The sequence below is a fragment of the Puniceicoccaceae bacterium genome (assembly GCA_040224245.1).
In the GTDB taxonomy this organism is placed as follows: Bacteria; Verrucomicrobiota; Verrucomicrobiia; order Opitutales; family JAFGAQ01; genus JAKSBQ01.
This window is the reverse complement of record JBEGIR010000063.1, coordinates 26,149-43,741: the sequence shown is the minus strand read 5'-3', so window position 1 is coordinate 43,741 and position 17,593 is coordinate 26,149. Positions and strand designations below refer to the sequence as shown.

Genomic DNA, 17,593 nt, shown 5'->3' with positions numbered 1-17,593 from the left:
GCTCAACAGAATCGAGGGTACACCATCCGAAGCTCCGACAGGAGCGAAGCCATACGCGTAAATCCGACTTCCAAACGCCCCACTTCGCCCTTCGGGCTTCGAGCGGCTCCACCATCCTTCGCATCTCATTCTCATCCACGAATTTGGAAGCTCAACAGAATCGAGGGTACACCATCCGAAGCTCCAGCAGGAGCGAAGGATGGTGGAGCTGAACGGGATCGAACCGTCGACCTCTTGAATGCCATTCAAGCGCTCTTCCAACTGAGCTACAGCCCCCCAATGCTCTCAGCATTTGCAATGCACGCATAGCATGCTGAAACCTCAACGCTAGGAAAGTTTTGAATCCTTGTAAATGATGTTTTTATGAAAATCCACAGGCTGAAATTTTGAGCTTTCAGTCGCTTTGCAATGCTCAAAGGTTGCAATCCCGATATGGATTGTTGAAGTAAAGCCCATGAGTCAATTATCCGTCATTTTGCACACCAATCAGGGAGACATTGAAATCAACCTGTTCCCTGAAGTCGCCCCCAAGGCCTGTGAAAATTTCACCACACATGCTGAAAAGGGCTACTATGATGGTGTGATCTTCCACCGCGTCATTCAGGAGTTCATGATCCAGGGAGGAGATCCCGATGGAACTGGTATGGGCGGCAAATCCATCTGGGGGAAACCCTTCGAGGACGAATGCACGGTTGACTGCAAATTTGACCGTGCCGGGTTGCTTGCCATGGCCAATGCCGGACCTTGCACCAACGGAAGTCAATTCTTCATCACCTGTGCTCCGACTCCTTGGCTGCAAATGCGCCATACCATCTTTGGCGAGGTCATTTCTGGAATGGACGTGGTGAAAAAGATCGAAACCACTCCAACCGGCCGAGGGGATCGTCCTGTTGAAAACCAGGAAATCCAACGCATCAGCGTAAAGCGTTCCTGATTCCGAGGATTCTGATCCAACAGAAGATACCCCGTAACCCGATATCGATCCACTGCGCAGTTTTCAGAGAGTTTCACCCTCTCGCCAAAGCAACCCTAGGGTTGCTTTTTTTTCGCAAAAAAAAGGAGCAACTGGTAACTGCCCGCCAGTTGCTCCTTATCGATTCGTCAACCGCTTGACTGAAATTCAAAGGAACGCTCAAGTGTTTCGAACGTTTTAGATTATTTTCCTACGATTAATAAAAAGAATTCGAGTTTACGAGTTTTTTTATTCCAAATATTTCAGATTTTTCTCATGAACCTTATGAACTGGGAATCTCATTGATTTTAGGGATTGAGCCTTCAATCCTTGTTTCAAATGATGTGGAAAATGCACGATACTCGAACGAATCTCGAAATTGCCATCCAGGCAGCAAAAGTCGCCGCTGAACCCCTGAAGCAGGTTGCCAAAGGCTACCGATCCATTCACGTCGAGGAGGCTCACGATGTGAAACTTCAGGCTGACCTGGAGTCTGAACGCAAAATTCGCGATTATCTGGGCAGTGCGAGTCCTTTCCCGATCATTGGAGAGGAGCAGGGAGGTGACAGCACCCTCTGGGATTCTGAGCAATACTACTGGGTCGTCGACCCGCTTGATGGCACTTACAACTACCTGAGGGCCTACCCGCAATGCTGCGTGAGTATCGGGCTGATGCGAGGTAGCGAAGCTGTGCTTGGAGTGGTCTATGATTTCAATCGAGACGAGATTTTCACGGGCGGAGAGGGACTTCCCTTCGCTATCAACGGAACACCTCACACACCCAACTGGGAAACCTCACTCGACAAGGCATGTCTCACAACCGGATTCCCCCACTCTATGAAGCGGGATATGGATTCGATGGACAGCTATATTCAAATCCTGCTGCGCTACAAAAAAGTGCGCATGATCGGAACCGCAGCTCTTGCCATGACCTATGTCGCAACCGGATATTTTGATGTTTATTACGAAACAGGCATCAAGCTTTGGGACATCGCAGCCGGACTCGCGTTTGCCAAATCCGTGGGAGCAAGCGTGAAACTCGACGCCTGGCCGGACCAACCCCTGCACTTTAATGTCTGGATGGCAGCGCATGCGGATCTGATCGCTGCCCAGTCCTGATACTGCTGTAGCAGCAAACTGGCCCACCTGTTCATCCAACATCCCATCACTGTCATGCGCGACGATATCTATGCCAAACCCATCGACTGGGTCGAAAATTTCACTTTTGACGATTCAGTCGCTCGCGTTTTTCAAGACATGATATCACGTTCCGTTCCGGGCTACCGGACAACACTGGCCATGATCGGAGTGATTGCCTCGCGCATGGTTCAACCGCAGAGCCGCATCTATGATCTGGGCTGTTCACTGGGGGCAGGCAGTCTCATTGCTGCCAATGCGCGCAGCGATGTTCCCTACGAAGTTCACGCGATTGATACCTCAGCCCCGATGCTTGAGCGTTGCGAGAAGGAAATCCAGACAAACCCTCCTTCAAACCCCATCCTGCTTCACCAACAGGACCTGCGCGAAACACCCATCCAAAACGCTTCCGTCGTGATCCTCAACTTCACGTTGCAATTCATTCCCCTGGCAGATCGCCTGTGCCTGCTTCAAAAAATCCATCAGGGGCTGAATCCCGGAGGAGCCTTGATCCTTTCTGAGAAAATTCACTTTGACGACGTCGAAGAAGAGGCTCTGCTCTACCAGTTACACCACGACTTCAAAAGAAGAAACGGTTACAGTGATCTTGAAATCAGCCAAAAACGAACTGCCCTCGAAAATACCTTGATCACGGAATCCCTGCCTACCCACAAAGAACGCTTGCATCAAGCCGGATTTGACCGCATCTGCACGTGGTTTCAATGCTTCAACTTTACTTCACTGATTGCCGTCAAAGCCTGAGGGCAAAAGTGGATTCTACCACCGCAGTGTTCCTCAAAGGTAATTCTCCGCCTTATACCATTCGGCCGTTCGCCTGAGTCCTTCATCCAAACCCACCTTGGGGTCATAACCCAGCTCCCGCTTTGCACTCGAGATGTCAAACGCCCGGTTCTGCCGGTACCAGTCGACCCGCCGTGGGAAAATCGGTGGGGTCACCTTAAAGGGACGGCAGACAAACTCGAAAAAATATCCCGCCAACATCAACGGAAGGATCGGGTAGTAACGAATCTTCATGTCAACTCCCATCGATCTTCCCACTCGCTTAACCAGGTCACGGATCTCAATGTATTCTTCATCCGCGATCAGATAGGTTCCACCCTCACCGATACCATCTCCCAGACAATTGACAAACGCATCAACAAGATTGTCGATGTAGAGCGGGTGATACAAGGTCTTGCCCTTCCCGAACATCGGAAAACTGCCCTTTGCAACTCGCTTGAAAATCATGAAGAAGCGTTCAGGATCGCCCGGACCATAAATCGCAGCAGGACGCAAAATCACGGTCTTCAGACCCTTCTCCTGATACGCATGCACCAACGGCTCGGCTTCGTATTTGGTCTGCTGGTAATAATCGGCAGGTTGGATCGGCGCATCTTCCCCTCCCGGTGGGTTTGCAATATTCCCATGCACCCCACAGGTACTGCAGTACACAAACTTTCGAACGCCGTGGCGCAAGGACGCCTCGAGCATCACCTCAGTTCCTCCCACATTGACATCACGATAATAGGACTGAGGCACATTGAGTTCCCGAAATGCAGCCGCAAGGTGCATCACAAATTCCACTCCCTGCAATGCCTGATCAACCACTTCTCGATCCACGACACTCCCGATGATGACCTTGGCACCCCACTTGCGGATTTCATCCGTTTTTAAACCCTCTTTGTAGTCCATTGCGACAACATCGTGGCCGTCATCAAGCAATCGTTTGACCAGGGCTTTTCCAGTAAATCCTGTTCCTCCGGTAACAAGTATCTTCATCGTGGCAAAATCCTAAAAAGGCTGATTCGATAGGATGCACCGGAAATGGCAAGGGAAAAAGCGTCTTAAGGCAGACTCGGAAACTCCGTGTGCAAATCCCGCGGTTGACTATCTTCTGTGGGTCACGTGGATGTTCTCCTTTGCTTCGACTTGAAGCCATTTTGACGACACGTTTTCAGCCGATCATCACGGATTCGTTTACTGACCGGAACAGCATTCAAGCACCGCTCTCCTGCCTCACGAACCCGACACTTCAGGAGCGGGAAATCGTGCTCCAATCAATCTCCCCAACACACATGTAGCGCTCAAAGCGCTGTAATACCTTGGGCCAGAAGGAAAGAAAATACTGATAACAGGTCTCCCAATCTGCACCTTCGTTCCAACCAAGGTGGGTCAGCGACACTTCGCAGAGTTCATCATCCATTTCCTTGAACTCCACAACCACCCAGGTGCTTCCCCCGTCGAGTGACAGTCCTTGAGGAAATTGGTTCCACTCGAATGCGAGCATGCGCTCCGGCACATATGCAAGAACTCCCGTCGGACGGGAACGAATCAATTCTGGCGACCAGGAATGAACTTCCAGCTCATACGCACCTCCAATTGCCAATTCCACCCGATTTTTCTCCGCAAAAAATCCATTCAGGCCTTCTTCCGTCGTCCAGGCCGTCCAAACATCACTAAGGCTGGATTCAACAATGCTGATCAGTTCAATGCTTCTCATGAGGTGGCTGCAAGTAACAGAAGGGTGAAGGCTAGGGATTAATGTGTTGTTTTCAATGATCTTATGGTTATGCAATGAATTCAGAATCCACACTTATATCCCAAGCCGACACTATAAATGGACTGGAGTGTCAAAAAGATCATCGAGTTTTCAAGCGGCCTGTTTGATTTCGAACCCCTCTACGAAAGAGTGGCGGGGGATCGATGGAAAAACTGGGCTGACCAACTTCGGGAAGACATCCCGAACGCGCTGGAGGTCTCCCGCAACGGACACCTACCCCTGTGGCTCGATACGTTTCAGAATTTGCCCCGGATTGAGCCTGACGAAGTTCACCTGGACCAGGCGGTTATCAAGGTACGCTCCCATACACCCATACCCGAATCCACAACCCGTCAAATCGATGAACTGCTCATGCGCATGATTCCATGGCGCAAGGGTCCCTTTCGCATCCACGATGTCCTGATCGACACCGAATGGCAGTGCAACCAGAAGTGGGATCGCCTCAAAGCAGCAATCGCCCCTCTCGACAATCGACGCATCCTGGATGTGGGCTGTGGTAATGGTTACTACGCCCTGCGCATGCTCGGAGACGGTGCGCGTTTTGTGATCGGAGTTGATCCCTACCTGCGCTATATCATGCAGTACCGAATGCTGTGTCACTTCCTCGGAAGTGTTACGCAACCTGTGCAACTCGCCCCCGTACCCTTCGAGTCCATGCCCGTAAATCTGGAAATGTTTGATACGGTCTTCAGCATGGGGGTGCTCTACCATCAACGCTCGCCATTTGATCACCTGCAACGGCTGTTCGAAGCTCTTCGCAGCGGAGGTGAGCTGGTGCTCGAGTCCATCGTGATCGATGGCAATGAACACACGGTGCTCGTGCCACAGGATCGCTATGCCAAAATGCGGAATGTCTGGTTCATTCCATCCGCACAGGCCATCGAAATATGGATGAAAAAGATCGGATTCAAAAATGTGCGCACCGTTCACCAGAGCATCACCAGTATTCGTGAACAGCGCAGTACGCGTTGGATGCCCTATGAATCCCTCGTGAATTTTCTCGACCCGAACGATTTGGAGAAAACCTTTGAGGGATACCCGGCTCCCAAACGTGCGATCATTCTTGCAGAAAAACCCTGAGTTTTCTGGTCCGATCCTTCCGAATCGGCAACTTACCTTCCAAACACCATTTCCGCCAACATCGCAAAATAGGGATCCACCCAGGCATCCGCGCCGAGAAAATACACTGCTCCACCCAGAGCAAGCATCGGCCCAAATGGGACCTCCATGCCTAATCCTTGCGCGAGAGTCGCATCCGTTGTTTCCCCTGAATTTCCGCCTGCAGTTTCCTTTTGCAAATCTTCGTTTTGTCGAAGCCCAGGCTTGCCCTGACTGCGTCTCATCAGCAGCAACAACGGCAACAGGATCACACAGCCAATCACCGCTCCACCAAAGAGCGAAAACACGGCTCCCTGCCATCCACAAAAAGCACCGATGCAGCCAACCAGTTTGACATCACCCAATCCCATTGCGGGCTTGCGAAATGCCACTTCGCCCAGTTCCCCCACCCAGAATACCAGTCCTGCTCCTATCAGAACCGAAATCATCGAGATCACGCCAGATGCAAACCCATCACTCAAATAGGGACTCTGCCCCTTCGGCAAATGCATCTCCGGAATCCAGAAGGAGAGCAACACCCCCACAATCATGCCAACAATCGTCACTCCATCTGGCAAAATCATGTGATCCAGGTCAATGAACGAACCTACTATCAAGAGGGATAGCAGGATCATGCCTGCCAGCGCAACAAGCGGACTGTGCATCCACCAGCACACTCCAAACAATACCGCTGTCAGCAGCTCAACAAACGGATAACGAAAACTATAAGGTTCGCCCGTCACACGATCCCGCCCGCGCAAATAAAACCAGGCAAGGATCGGCACATTCTCCCACCAGCTCAGGCGCCGCCCATCGGCAGCGTGCGACGGAGGCCACCAGAGTGACTCGCCTGCCGGTATGCGCACAATGCACACATTCAGAAAACTGCCAATACAGGCACCCAGGATAAAGACCCCAACTGGCATCACCCAGGGGGCCGTGGTTTCGAGTATGGCAATGGTTTCCATGATAGACACTTGGGATGGCAAATTCAGGGTTTCTACGGTGTCGCCTTTCGCTCAGCAACACTCACATTGTCAAGCTTCCCATGATGCCGGGCGACAGCTTTGGCCATCGCTTCCACTGGCACAGGCAACCCAGTCCAGATCTCCAGCGAGCGCGCACCTTGATACAGCAACATGGGCAGTCCATCACTCGCCGGTTTGCCGAGGCGAAGTGCGGCACGCACCAGTGGAGTAGGCTTTCTCCCATAGACCATGTCATACACGTAAGCAACACGGGATAACAGCTGATCATCCGCAGGCAAAGGGTCGTCCGGTTTTAACCCGAGGGAAGTCGCTTGCACCAGCAGTGCATCCTCACTGGGTTCCGGCAGTTCCAAGCCGGATTGGAAACCGTGAATCGCACGACCCGGGTACTCACGCCGCAAGTGATCCAACATGGACTCAAGGCGCGGTAGGCTCCGATTTCCAACCCACAGTTCACTACAGCCTTCCTCAAGGAAGCGAACACAGGCAGCACGGCTTGCTCCACCAGCTCCGAGAACCACAACCGCTCTGCCTTCAACTCCGATCTCCAGCGCATGGCGAATTGCCCGCGAAATGCCATCACCGTCCGTATTGTAACCCGTCACCCCAGCGGAATCAAAACTGAGCGTATTGACCGCGCCCATTTTTTTCGCAACAGGATCAATGCGATCCAGATATGGCAGCACTTCAACCTTGTGGGGCAGGGTAAGGTTGAGTCCCCGAAAGCCACGGGATGTTGTCAATTCTATGACCTGCTGAAGTTCTTCCACTGGTGCCTCAATCTTGTGATAGGTCCAGTCTGCCAGATCAGCGTATTGCCGCGCCATCGTTTGCAGCGCAGCATTCTGAAAAATCGGACTGATCGAGTGCGCTATGGGATAACCCACAACCGCAAGGTGGGTGCCGGGCACGTTAAAGGACCGAAGTCCGTCAATCTGGAGCATGAGAAATGGTTACGAAGTTCGCTGAGCACGCTTGTACGCATTTTCGAATTCGTCAATGAATTCCGCAAAGAGGTCGGCGCGTTTGTTGTCCTCTGCCGCAAGGAACTGATTGTGCAGATTCTTGCAGCTGCGACACAGCACTTCCCCGACGGGAACGGGAGAGAGTGATCCTTCGTTGTAGGTGATGCGGTTAGTCTCCAGAAAAATCAACACATCCGCAACCGTGAGAAAACGTCCGTTCTCAAAAACATCGATAAAAAAGGGTTTTTCTTCGGAAAAACAGCCCACCATGAACCTGCCGGGCACCGCGATGGGACGCAGATCCACGCCACAGCGCATTGCCACCAGAATGTAAATGATCGAAAGTGAAAGCGGAATGCCCCTCCGAGTTTTCAGAACCTGGCTCACCATGCTGCTCTCCGGCTTCTTGTATTCTTCAAGATCCCCCGCAAACCCGAACTCATGAAACATCACCCGGTTGATCACCCGGCATTTTTCCTTGATCGAACAAGGCTCGACAAACAGATCAAGTGCGCGCACTCCCATTTCATCGAGCATTTCACTCGACTGTGCGATGTTTAGCCGGGGATGGATTGTGCGGTCCAGCAACCAGCTGCCCGTCTCCAGTTCATAGTTGAAGGAGCGAATGAAAAATCGAAAAGCCTCAATGGTATTCTCGACGCCCATGCGCTCGAGAAACTGCCGTGCGTGATAGGCAACGAGTCCGCGTCGGTGTTTGGCCAATTCCTGCAGAAATTCCACCGATTCTGCCTCGTTTCCCGAAAAATACTGGAAAAGCTGCTCCTGAACGACCGGTGAAGGGTCATCCATGAGTTTTACCAACCAATCCCTGTTGCTCGCTTCCCACATGTTAAGACATCAAATCGATCTGAAAACAACTCAGACTACCACCACCCGTGCACGATTTCAAGAACCGTCGGTCGGGAAATCAGAATCCCTTTGGGGCTGTCCGTGCTGGTCCATTTTGATGATCGGCACGCTTTCCTGTCAATAAAGCAGGTTTTGCGTAAATTCACTCCTTCTGCACCGAAGATAACCATCCCCTCTCTCGCCCCATCCGGCTTCGGAAGCATCCAACTATTGCAGGATTGATTCACCTGAGCGGGCCGAAATTGTAAAAATCTTTAAAACACCCTTAACTTTAAAGCATTTTTTCCGATTACCAGACTTGGAATATTGAGAATGGCTCATGACAGAACCGCTGACAGGCTTCCATGAAATGCGCTCGAACCCGCAAATCATGATCAAAGGAAAAGCCGCTCCCTTTTTTTTGCCCAAGCAGGAAAACGTGAGTGGGTTGACCGATCCTGACGCCTCTGCACCCACTTCATCCTCCCGGGAACTCAGCGAAGAACAGCGCCGGATGCTTCAGGAGCTTCGCCTGCGCGATGCAACCGTTCGCAAGGAAGAAGAAGCTCACGCACGCCTGCTGGGCCGTCACGCCGGTGCCATTCGCTATGAGTACCAAGTCGGCCCGGATGGTCGTCCCTACGTGATTAACGGAAGCGTTGAGGTGAATCCCAAGTTCAATTCCACCAAGCCGGAGGACATTCGCAAGGTGCTGCAGACCATCCAACGGGCTGCGGTTTCGGTATCGAACCCCTCCCAGGCCGATCTCAACGTCGCGGCGAGCGCCGCATCGCGGGTTTCGATCCTGAGCCAGCGCACGGCAATGGAAACCTACCGAAACGGGATTGAGGCGCAGTCATCCGCATCCATTCCCGCTGACAAATTTTCCAGCAACCAGCTCGAAGTACAGGCCTGAGAGCGGCCCATTGATTTATGGGTCTCAGAGCTGGGTCAGCATGCGATTGAGTCGCCCGCTCGCCAGACAAAGCGATGCCCAACTGACCGTTACAATGGAACTCAACGGCATCAGAATCGCCGCCAATAGCGGATTCATCCACCCCAGCATCGCAATGACCACGACAATTGCATTGTAACTCAAGGTGAGGGACAGCACCTGATGCAGCGTGCGCTGCCTCAGGGAGGCCAGGCGAAAAACATCCACCACACCCTGGATTCCCTGCCCCAAAAAGAAAAAATCCGAGTGATTCTCCAGAATGCCCCGACCGATCACCGGAGTCGCCCGGCATCCCGCACGCTCAAAGGCAAGCGCATCGTTGGCACCATCACCCACCATCATGACGGTTTCCGGTTCCCGCTCATCGATCCATCGAGCCTTGGCGACAGGATCCATCCCACCCACAGCACGCTCCGTCGGTAATCCCAGGGAATCCGCAAGTTGCCGCACTCGATCCGCGCTGTCTCCACTGATGATGCTGACCGACAACCCGTTTTGTTCAAACCACTGCACACAGGACTCCACGTCACGACGAACCGAATCCCTGAATGCGAAGGATGCGATGCATTCTCCTTGCTCCATAAAATCACTCATCCCAGCGCGGCATGGGTCACTGCTTTTCCGCAGTTCATACACCCGACCCATCCATCGTGTCTTCACCCCAAAACCCACGGTTTCCTCAACCGCTTCTCTCGGCTCACTCGAGCGCAACAGCGAGGGTTTCTGTGTCAGCAAATGTTCTTTCAGCGAACGACCCACCGGGTGAAGGTTACGGTCCACCAACGCAAACAACGCCTGAAACTGGCCATCTGAGAGCGTTTTCAAATCTTCGGGATTGAGCAGTTCAAGAGTTTCCAGCGTGAGTGTTCCGGTCTTGTCGAAACACAATTGCCGCACTTGCTTTAACCTGCCCCAAAGACTGTGGAGGCGTACGTAAACCCCTCGCGTCCTCAGCCATCTTGCACATTGGTCATTGATTCGTGGATAGGCCAATCCAATGGCGCAGGGGCATGAAACGACCAGGATGGACACGGTGACCTGGAATCCCGTTCGCCAGTCCCCAATGCCCAATCCCCACACGACCAGGCCCAGTCCTGCCAACGCAATCACCACCAGGATGTAAACCTTCAGAATCCGTTCCATCAGCGAACTTTCCCGACGACCTCCCGACTGGATTTCAAAGAGTCGCTTGAGCAAGGATTGGGACCAATCCTCCTGGGCGTGCATCACCGCTGCCTCTCCTCTCGAAAGGATCATGGCTCCTGCCGGGATGACGTCACCTTTTGTGTAGACCCGAGGGTCGGACTCGCCATTGATGGACTCGAGGCTGAGTAACAATTCACTGGATTCGAGTCGCGACTGTACGGGCACCCATGCCCCTGCCGGTAGAATATACCCCATGCCGCGCTGCAAATCCCTGACATTCAACCTTCCGACTCGTTCACCGCTACCCTCCAGTTGTTCCACAAACTGCTCTGAGGGATGCGCCTCGTACCCCTGGTGCACGTTTCGCTCGGTCACCCGTTCCTGGAACCAACGCCCGACCAGCATCAGAACAATGAAGATGGCAATGAAATCAAAATAAAACAGATCGGGATCCCGCGTCATCCAACCCACCAGAGATCCCGCGTAGGCCACTGCGATTCCAAGCGCAATCGGAAGGTCGATGTGCAACATTCCCATGCGCAGCGAGGCCAGCGCACGTCGAAAAAAGAAGGAACCTCCCAGCAGCACACTGAAGGATGCCAGCACAACAATCCCAAACCGCAGCAACGGAGCCAGTGCATCGTCCTGCGACATTCCCAGGTAAAATGGTAGGGTGAATGCCATTGCATTCAGTGCAAGGAACGCACAAACCCCAATCTTGCCCCCGGCAGTCTGTCCTTCCGACTCTTGCCCTCGTGCTCCCGACCATTCCCTTAGGGTGTAACCAAATCGCTGGATCTCCCCCGCAAATGCCGCAAGCTCAAACTCCCGCGCTGCCTCGATCGAAACACGGCCGTGCTGCGGATCGATCTCGATCCCCACTGCTCCGTCATATCTGGAAAAGACTTTCTCAATCAGCCAGACACAGCCCACACAGGAAATTCCCTTGAGTTCAAAATCCTGCTGAAGGACTCCAGGTGCCACCTCTTCTCGCTGCCGCCACTTCTCAACCAACTCACGGTCATCGCGCTGCACAAAAGCTGTCGTGCCCACAGGCTGCAGGTTTTTATCCTTCAACTCATAGTAGCGATCAAAGCCCTCCTCCACAATGAGGTGGTGCACATATTCGCAGCCTCGGCAGCAAAAATCAGAACTCCCCTGAAAGGGAGCACCACAGTGTAGACAGGTTTTTTCGGTTTTCGACATGGATGCTAACGATTTCTACCCAGGGGGATGCACCTGCATCGCGGGATTCTGCATCCACCACATCCGATGTGGAGAATTCTGACAATCAAAGAGCACCTCCCCTCGTTTGACAATTGGCGCATAACGGAGCAATTTCCAACTGTTTTCAAATTTCACGAACCTTGAAACCACGACTGAAACACAGCACCCCCTGGATTCTGGCCATCTGCTGGATGATTATCGGCTTGCAGTCGGTGTGGATCCTCTACCATCGAAAACCCGAAGTGCTCGAGGCCGTCGGTATCGAGTCGGCGGTTCATCACATTTTATCCCGCACAGGTCTCGTAGCTCGCGATCCTTTCTGGGCCTTGAGTCGCGACGAAGACCGAACCCAGCTGAAACAGGCCCTCCAGTCCGTTGATCAGTATTCCACCTATCTGTCCGAGGACCAGTTCGAATCATTTTCCATCGATTCCCGTCAGGAGTATGAAGGCATCGGAGTGTCCTTGATGAGCAATCCACAGGGTGCCGAAGTTCGCGATGTGTTTGAGGGGAGTCCCGCAGAACGATTCGGCATGCATCGAGGCGATGTCATCACCCGAATCAATGATCTCGACGTGCGTGGCTGGAATTTCTCCCGTGTCGTGCACCAGATCCGCGGCACCGCAGGCACTGAACTCAAGCTTCAGGTGCTGCGGGATCAACAAATCATCGACCTGGTGCTGCAGCGCAGTGCAATTGACATCCCAAGTATACGCGGAGTACACCGTACCGAAGATGGAGTGCTTTACCTGAAGATCGACCAATTCGGTGAAAAAACCGATGACGAATTTTACGAAGCTCTCCGTGCCCATTCCACACCAGCGCTGCAGGGTATCGTCATCGACCTGCGCAACAACATGGGAGGCGTTATGCAAAGCTCCATTGACATGCTCGATGCCTTCTATGATCGCGGGGAACTCATGCTGCAAACCCGAAGCACCGAGGGTGACCGTGAACGCACCTACCACGCGCGGCGACCCCGGATGATCCACAACACACCCGTTGTCATTCTCGTCAATCGAAACTCCGCCAGTGCATCCGAGATTCTCGCTGGTTCCCTGCAGGTCACAGGAAAGGCTACCATCGTAGGAGAAACCACCTTGGGTAAGGGATCGATCCAGACCGTTTACCGCATGCGCCGGGGCGATGCCTACAAAAAGACTTCCAGCTACTACTTTTTTCCCGACGGTTCCACCATCCATGAAGTGGGTATTCAGCCCGATGTCAGGATCCCGTTGAGCGACAACGACTACACTACTCAGCGTATGCGGGAACGCCAGGGGATCGCACCCTATGCGGCGGAGGGTGATCCTTATTGGAGCGCAGCCCTGCGCTCACTCCAGCGTTCCTCCTGAGCCGCCTGTTTCCAGAATCGGGCTTGCGCCATTCAACGAATCCGGTTGAACATGCAGCCATGATACTGGGAGTTGAGAGTTCCTGTGATGAATCCGCAGTTGCCTGTTTTTGTCCGACTGCGGGCCTCAGCCACGAGTACATCTGCAGCCAACTGGAGCTTCATGCCAGCTACGGTGGAGTCGTGCCTGACCTCGCAAGCCGCGAACACCTGGAAAACTTTTTCCCCTTGCTGGAACGACTGCGAAACGAACTGGACTTTCAACAAGTGCAGCAGATCGCCGTCACCCGGGGACCCGGCCTTGCCGCCTGCCTCGCCATGGGAATCACACTCGCCAAAGCGCTCGCCTTGAGTCTCGACTTACCCCTCGTGGGAGTCAACCACCTGCAGGGCCATGCCTATTCGCCCTTTATTCCCCTGCACGCAGCAGACCCGTCTTCCTTTCGCGTGCAGCTCCACTCCCTTCTTCCACACTTGGGTTTGATCGTATCTGGAGGAAATACCCTGCTCATTCGAATCGATACCAGTCTCCGGATCTCAATTCTTGCAGAAACCGTCGATGACGCTGCAGGAGAAGCCATCGACAAGGGAGCCAAATTGCTCGGCCTCGCCTACCCGGGTGGACCCGTCATCGAAAAACTCGCACGCAGTGGCGGACCAGCCGGACTCGAGTTTCCCGTTTCCTTCCCCAATCCCAAGGACTTGCGCTTCAGTTTTTCCGGCCTGAAAACCAGCCTGCGCTACACACTCGAAAAAATGGATGACGCCACTGTCGAGCAGGAACTCCCCAACCTCTGCTACGCCTACCAGGGCGCAGTGGTGCATCAACTTATTCGCAAGACTCGCCACGTGTTAAGTTCAGGAGACTGGAAATCCATCGGCTTGTCCGGTGGAGTGTCCAACAATGGTCTGCTGCGAAACCATTTTGAAGCGCTGGGTCGCAAGCACAAGGTTCCGGTACTCATGGCGGAACGCAAACATACGGGTGACAATGCGTCCATGATCGCCTTTGCCGCATGGATGCAGCCGGACTACAACCTTCCCGACAGCAGGGAACAATCACTCACGTTTGACCCCTCACTGCGAGTCGATGCCGCACCCACCGAACATGGATCTGCTGTTGCAAAGTAGCAGACGATGTTTCACGCTGCTGCCATGAAGGTTTTGTCAGGCATTTCGTTCTTTTTTTCATTACTCCTGCTGCTTGTATCCAGCGTCAGTGCAAGCGAATCCAATCGTATCGAGGGAGAGCGCTTCCTCGAGGAAAACGCCAAAAAAGAAGGTGTCATTACCACTGAAAGCGGGTTGCAGTACCGCATACTTGTTGAGGGGGATGGTCCACGACCCGGACCCCATGACCGCGTTGAGGTTTATTATCAGGGATATCTGCTCGATGGCACCATCTTCGATGAAACCGAAATCATTCGCCCACCCGCAATTTTTGAGGTGGACAAACTGATTGATGGCTGGAGTGAGGCCCTGCAATTGATGCCGGTCGGATCCATCTGGGAGGTCTTTATCCCATCGCATCTCGCTTATGGTGAACGTGCATCAGCGCGCATCCCCGCTCATTCGACCCTTCACTTTGAGGTGGAGCTGGTCAGCATCCTGCGCTGACCCAATTCTGCCCCCTTTCCAATGCAAAATGAGGATGAAAAACACCCGGCAATTTCGGGATTTCATCCCGACAATCCTCACGTCGGACCTTACGATTTTGACCAGCTCGCAAGTGCTTTTCCCAAACTAAACTCTCACTTGATCGAAAAACCGGACGGTTCCGGACGCTGGATCCGGTTCTCCGACCCGACAGCAGTTCGGTTGCTCAATCGCGCGATCCTGGAAAACGACTACGGGATATCAGATTGGGAGCTTCCCGAACCCTACCTCTGCCCCACCATTCCGGGACGCATCGACTACCTTTTCCATCTGCGCTCGCTGATCGGAAAAAACGTTCCTGAGGTCACGCTGCTCGACATCGGAACGGGTGCCAGCGGGATATACGCCCTGCTCGCCGCCTCCCATTTCAAGTGGCGTGTCATTGCCTGCGATGCAAGCCCGCCATCCCTCCAGTGCCTTCGGACTACGCTGCTGCGCAACCCGCAAATCGCGTCAAGAATAGTCATAAGGGTTCAGGCTGATCCCGCTCGAATTTTGCAGGGCGTGCTCCACAACGATGATCAGATCACCGCCACCGTCTGCAATCCCCCTTTCTATGATTCCCCGGAGTCCGCAGCTCGGGCACATCATCACAAACATCGCACGCATCTGCGGCGCAATCTTCCCAGCCACCCCAGGTTTCGGAGCACCGGGGGATGGATTCACGAACTCTGTTACCCTGAGGGCGAGGTCGGGTTTGTGCAACAACTGCTCCATGAGAGCGCCGTCCATGCATCTCGAGTGCATTGGTTCACCACTCTGCTCTCGCGGGCATCTTCCGTTACCCAGCTCAAGCCCATGCTCGAAAAACTCAATCCTGCCGAAGTGCGCATCCTTCCCATGCAGCACGGCAACAAGCAGTCACGCATTCTCGCTTGGCGATTCAATACCTGCTCGTAAGCTTCACCCACCACCACACGTTGGCTGCAGCGACAACAGCTTGTTTGCCGTTCAAAAGAGATCCCCTTGGGCTTCCTCTGATTCAGTGCTCTCCTCATCCTCGACCCACTGAATTTCAGGCTCATCACCAAAGCCGGAATCCCATTCACTCGCATACTCTCCAATCTGAAGTTCAACCTGAAAGATCGCGCTGAACTCCTGCTCCTTCCACTCGGGCTTCACGGGACCATCAAGATCCACTACCACACGGACATTGCGCAGGTCCACCTTGGTAAATCCCGACATGACCACTTCCATGACCGTTTTTTTGAATGGATTGAGCCGCACCTCAAGTGCTTCCAAATGAGGGGAAAAGGTTTCTTTCCCAATATAGAGTTCCGCCGTCACATTACCAGTGCTCGCCAAGGGCTGCAGTCGAAGCAGTTTGAAATGCCCCTGCAATAGACTGGCTTGCGGCTCGCCCCAACTATCTCCCCAGCTGTCACTTCCCATCTGCTCCGCCAAGCCGGACTCTGGAAGCCCGCCATCACGTGACGGACGCTCTGGACGGGTTCGCTGCGCCGCATCGGTCATCGCTCCCATGCCCGAAACAGACCCGGAACTCTGATACTCACGTTCCTTCTGCTTGAAATAGAGATCCAAACGTGAATTCTGAACTCGCGTCTCTCCCTCGAGAGTGATGCGGTCCATCGTCTCCGCTGCGTTTCCTTTGAGCTCCACTTGAAACGAAACCTTGAACCCCTCTCCATGGGTTGACCCGGGTGAATCAAAGCTGCTGCTCGTCCAACCTGTGCCTTGGGGCAACCCCTCTGACTGAGCCAGACTTGCCAGTGGAACTGCACTGAATGTAAGCACCAGTGCAACGAATACGCTGAATCGAGGTTTCAACATCATCAGGTTTGGGAGCATGAGTAATTCCAATCACTGCGCCGCCGCAAAGCTGCTGCAGATCACTCAGCAATCAATGCGGAATCCCGTTCAGGTCAACCGCAAGTTGATCTCCCCTTTCCCAGGTTCCATCCGACCCCATCAGTCATGCCGAACCAGGCTCTCCGCTTTTTTCACCGCATCCGCCAGCGAAAGCTCCGCAAAATCCTGAGCATGGAACATCCTCCCACTGCGCCCATCGTTGACAAAGGCGCCCACGATCACTCCGGGAAGTGCAGATGCCGGGTCGTTGGGTGCCCGGGGACCTCCGAGATCCGTTCGACACCAACCGGGATCCGTCAAGCTGATGATCACATTGCTGCCTTCAACCTTGGTCCCCAAATCCTTCGTGATTTTGTCGAGTGCCGCCTTGCTAGCCGAATATCCAGCCTGCTCGGGTTCATCGCGAATACCGCTCGTCGTGTTGATCACGCGTCCAAATCCTCTGGCAATCATACCCAGCATGAAGTGGTAGCACATCATCGCAGGAGCAATGCAGTTGATGCGAAAACTCTGCTCGTAATCATCAGCCGGAGTCTGCCAAAAATCCTGACGATACGCAATTTGCACCGCCGCATTGTTAAACAGCAGGTCCACCGGAACTTCCAGCGCATCAATTGCTTCGAGCATCGCGCGAACCGCCGCGAGATCCCCCAATTCACCCGCAACCGTTACCACTTCAACTCCCAGCACACGAAGCTCCCTTGCCAGTGCTTCACAGTGCTCTACTTTGCGACTGTGAAGAATTAAATGACAGCCCTGATCTGCCATGAAGCGCGCGACAAGGGTTCCAATTCCCCGACTCGCTCCAGTGATCAGTGCCCATTTTCCCTTAACGGATATCATGATTTCGTTCCTTTCTTATTCGTGACAGAATG

Annotated in this window: 17 protein-coding genes and 1 tRNA gene; 9 read left to right on the top strand and 9 right to left on the bottom strand. The window is 53.4% G+C overall.

Going from position 1 to position 17,593, the window contains the following annotated elements; translation table 11 throughout:
* Nucleotides 1–200: 200 nt before the first annotated feature.
* Nucleotides 201–276 (bottom strand) — tRNA-Ala (locus ABQ298_10025).
* A 178-nt stretch (nucleotides 277–454) separates the two neighbouring features.
* On the opposite strand from ABQ298_10025, the gene ABQ298_10020 reads away from it, so the two are divergent.
* The 3 genes from ABQ298_10020 (at nucleotide 455) to cmoA (ending at nucleotide 2,851) form a co-directional block, all read left to right on the top strand.
* Nucleotides 455–934, top strand: a complete 480-nt coding sequence (locus ABQ298_10020; GenBank protein MEQ9824709.1) for a peptidylprolyl isomerase — start codon at nucleotides 455–457, stop codon at nucleotides 932–934.
* Nucleotides 935–1,303: 369 nt separating this feature from the next.
* Entirely contained in the window at nucleotides 1,304–2,071 is a 768-nt protein-coding gene (locus ABQ298_10015; protein ID MEQ9824708.1) for an inositol monophosphatase family protein, read from the top strand.
* Nucleotides 2,072–2,125: 54 nt separating this feature from the next.
* Nucleotides 2,126–2,851 carry a carboxy-S-adenosyl-L-methionine synthase CmoA gene (gene cmoA, locus ABQ298_10010; protein MEQ9824707.1) on the top strand — a complete coding sequence of 242 codons (726 nt, stop codon included), beginning with the start codon at nucleotides 2,126–2,128 and terminating at the stop codon, nucleotides 2,849–2,851.
* 33 nt (nucleotides 2,852–2,884) lie between these two features.
* Here the strand turns inward: cmoA and ABQ298_10005 are convergent, their stop codons facing one another.
* Together ABQ298_10005 and ABQ298_10000 are read right to left on the bottom strand one after the other, a co-directional pair.
* Nucleotides 2,885–3,868 carry an NAD-dependent epimerase/dehydratase family protein gene (locus tag ABQ298_10005; protein ID MEQ9824706.1) on the bottom strand — a complete coding sequence of 328 codons (984 nt, stop codon included), beginning with the start codon at nucleotides 3,866–3,868 and terminating at the stop codon, nucleotides 2,885–2,887.
* Nucleotides 3,869–4,121: 253 nt separating this feature from the next.
* The gene (locus ABQ298_10000; GenBank protein ID MEQ9824705.1) at nucleotides 4,122–4,589 is read right to left on the bottom strand and encodes an SRPBCC domain-containing protein; all 468 of its coding nucleotides are present in this window, start codon (nucleotides 4,587–4,589) and stop codon (nucleotides 4,122–4,124) included.
* A gap of 117 nt (nucleotides 4,590–4,706) precedes the next feature.
* On the opposite strand from ABQ298_10000, the gene cmoB reads away from it, so the two are divergent.
* Complete coding sequence (cmoB, locus tag ABQ298_09995; GenBank protein MEQ9824704.1) at nucleotides 4,707–5,729, top strand: tRNA 5-methoxyuridine(34)/uridine 5-oxyacetic acid(34) synthase CmoB; 1,023 nt, start codon at nucleotides 4,707–4,709, stop codon at nucleotides 5,727–5,729.
* Between the two features lie 32 nt (nucleotides 5,730–5,761).
* On the opposite strand, the gene ABQ298_09990 is transcribed toward cmoB, so the two are convergent.
* Genes ABQ298_09990 through ABQ298_09980 form a run of 3 tightly spaced genes read right to left on the bottom strand, consistent with a single transcriptional unit; the run spans nucleotide 5,762 to nucleotide 8,511 of the window.
* Entirely contained in the window at nucleotides 5,762–6,715 is a 954-nt protein-coding gene (locus ABQ298_09990) for a prepilin peptidase (protein MEQ9824703.1), read from the bottom strand.
* Between the two features lie 32 nt (nucleotides 6,716–6,747).
* The gene (gene aroE, locus ABQ298_09985) at nucleotides 6,748–7,680 is read right to left on the bottom strand and encodes a shikimate dehydrogenase (GenBank protein ID MEQ9824702.1); all 933 of its coding nucleotides are present in this window, start codon (nucleotides 7,678–7,680) and stop codon (nucleotides 6,748–6,750) included.
* A gap of 9 nt (nucleotides 7,681–7,689) precedes the next feature.
* Nucleotides 7,690–8,511 carry a transglutaminase-like domain-containing protein gene (locus tag ABQ298_09980; protein MEQ9824701.1) on the bottom strand — a complete coding sequence of 274 codons (822 nt, stop codon included), beginning with the start codon at nucleotides 8,509–8,511 and terminating at the stop codon, nucleotides 7,690–7,692.
* A gap of 430 nt (nucleotides 8,512–8,941) precedes the next feature.
* On the opposite strand from ABQ298_09980, the gene ABQ298_09975 reads away from it, so the two are divergent.
* Nucleotides 8,942–9,466, top strand: coding sequence for a putative metalloprotease CJM1_0395 family protein (locus tag ABQ298_09975; GenBank protein ID MEQ9824700.1), 525 nt, complete (start codon nucleotides 8,942–8,944; stop codon nucleotides 9,464–9,466).
* A 24-nt stretch (nucleotides 9,467–9,490) separates the two neighbouring features.
* On the opposite strand, the gene ABQ298_09970 is transcribed toward ABQ298_09975, so the two are convergent.
* Nucleotides 9,491–11,857 carry a heavy metal translocating P-type ATPase metal-binding domain-containing protein gene (locus ABQ298_09970; GenBank protein ID MEQ9824699.1) on the bottom strand — a complete coding sequence of 789 codons (2,367 nt, stop codon included), beginning with the start codon at nucleotides 11,855–11,857 and terminating at the stop codon, nucleotides 9,491–9,493.
* Between the two features lie 161 nt (nucleotides 11,858–12,018).
* On the opposite strand from ABQ298_09970, the gene ABQ298_09965 reads away from it, so the two are divergent.
* Genes ABQ298_09965 through ABQ298_09950 form a run of 4 tightly spaced genes read left to right on the top strand, consistent with a single transcriptional unit; the run spans nucleotide 12,019 to nucleotide 15,788 of the window.
* On the top strand, nucleotides 12,019–13,233 hold the full coding sequence (locus ABQ298_09965; protein MEQ9824698.1) for a S41 family peptidase: 1,215 nt from the start codon (nucleotides 12,019–12,021) through the stop codon (nucleotides 13,231–13,233).
* Nucleotides 13,234–13,256: 23 nt separating this feature from the next.
* Complete coding sequence (gene tsaD, locus ABQ298_09960; GenBank protein MEQ9824697.1) at nucleotides 13,257–14,363, top strand: tRNA (adenosine(37)-N6)-threonylcarbamoyltransferase complex transferase subunit TsaD; 1,107 nt, start codon at nucleotides 13,257–13,259, stop codon at nucleotides 14,361–14,363.
* A gap of 24 nt (nucleotides 14,364–14,387) precedes the next feature.
* A complete protein-coding gene (locus ABQ298_09955; protein ID MEQ9824696.1) occupies nucleotides 14,388–14,849 on the top strand; it encodes an FKBP-type peptidyl-prolyl cis-trans isomerase in 462 nt (153 codons plus the stop codon).
* Between the two features lie 21 nt (nucleotides 14,850–14,870).
* On the top strand, nucleotides 14,871–15,788 hold the full coding sequence (locus tag ABQ298_09950) for an RlmF-related methyltransferase (GenBank protein MEQ9824695.1): 918 nt from the start codon (nucleotides 14,871–14,873) through the stop codon (nucleotides 15,786–15,788).
* 51 nt (nucleotides 15,789–15,839) lie between these two features.
* On the opposite strand, the gene ABQ298_09945 is transcribed toward ABQ298_09950, so the two are convergent.
* Both ABQ298_09945 and ABQ298_09940 read right to left on the bottom strand, forming a co-directional pair.
* Nucleotides 15,840–16,682: a hypothetical protein gene (locus ABQ298_09945; GenBank protein MEQ9824694.1), complete on the bottom strand. Its 843-nt coding sequence runs from the start codon at nucleotides 16,680–16,682 to the stop codon at nucleotides 15,840–15,842.
* A gap of 135 nt (nucleotides 16,683–16,817) precedes the next feature.
* A complete protein-coding gene (locus ABQ298_09940) occupies nucleotides 16,818–17,561 on the bottom strand; it encodes an SDR family oxidoreductase (protein ID MEQ9824693.1) in 744 nt (247 codons plus the stop codon).
* Nucleotides 17,562–17,593 lie beyond the last annotated feature (32 nt).

What these genes read in the sequence shown, in the direction of transcription:
- ABQ298_09980 (MEQ9824701.1), bottom strand. Translation starts at nt 8,511, where the DNA reads ATGGATGACCCTTCACCGGTCGTTCAGGAGCAGCTTTTCCAGTATTTT.
- ABQ298_09955 (MEQ9824696.1), top strand. Translation starts at nt 14,388, where the DNA reads ATGAAGGTTTTGTCAGGCATTTCGTTCTTTTTTTCATTACTCCTGCTG.
- ABQ298_09950 (MEQ9824695.1), top strand. Translation starts at nt 14,871, where the DNA reads ATGCAAAATGAGGATGAAAAACACCCGGCAATTTCGGGATTTCATCCC.
- ABQ298_09940 (MEQ9824693.1), bottom strand. Translation starts at nt 17,561, where the DNA reads ATGATATCCGTTAAGGGAAAATGGGCACTGATCACTGGAGCGAGTCGG.
- ABQ298_09990 (MEQ9824703.1), bottom strand. Translation starts at nt 6,715, where the DNA reads ATGGAAACCATTGCCATACTCGAAACCACGGCCCCCTGGGTGATGCCA.
- cmoB (MEQ9824704.1), top strand. Translation starts at nt 4,707, where the DNA reads ATGGACTGGAGTGTCAAAAAGATCATCGAGTTTTCAAGCGGCCTGTTT.
- cmoA (MEQ9824707.1), top strand. Translation starts at nt 2,126, where the DNA reads ATGCGCGACGATATCTATGCCAAACCCATCGACTGGGTCGAAAATTTC.
- ABQ298_09945 (MEQ9824694.1), bottom strand. Translation starts at nt 16,682, where the DNA reads ATGATGTTGAAACCTCGATTCAGCGTATTCGTTGCACTGGTGCTTACA.
- ABQ298_10005 (MEQ9824706.1), bottom strand. Translation starts at nt 3,868, where the DNA reads ATGAAGATACTTGTTACCGGAGGAACAGGATTTACTGGAAAAGCCCTG.
- ABQ298_09975 (MEQ9824700.1), top strand. Translation starts at nt 8,942, where the DNA reads ATGATCAAAGGAAAAGCCGCTCCCTTTTTTTTGCCCAAGCAGGAAAAC.
- ABQ298_10015 (MEQ9824708.1), top strand. Translation starts at nt 1,304, where the DNA reads ATGCACGATACTCGAACGAATCTCGAAATTGCCATCCAGGCAGCAAAA.
- ABQ298_10020 (MEQ9824709.1), top strand. Translation starts at nt 455, where the DNA reads ATGAGTCAATTATCCGTCATTTTGCACACCAATCAGGGAGACATTGAA.
- aroE (MEQ9824702.1), bottom strand. Translation starts at nt 7,680, where the DNA reads ATGCTCCAGATTGACGGACTTCGGTCCTTTAACGTGCCCGGCACCCAC.
- ABQ298_10000 (MEQ9824705.1), bottom strand. Translation starts at nt 4,589, where the DNA reads ATGAGAAGCATTGAACTGATCAGCATTGTTGAATCCAGCCTTAGTGAT.
- ABQ298_09970 (MEQ9824699.1), bottom strand. Translation starts at nt 11,857, where the DNA reads ATGTCGAAAACCGAAAAAACCTGTCTACACTGTGGTGCTCCCTTTCAG.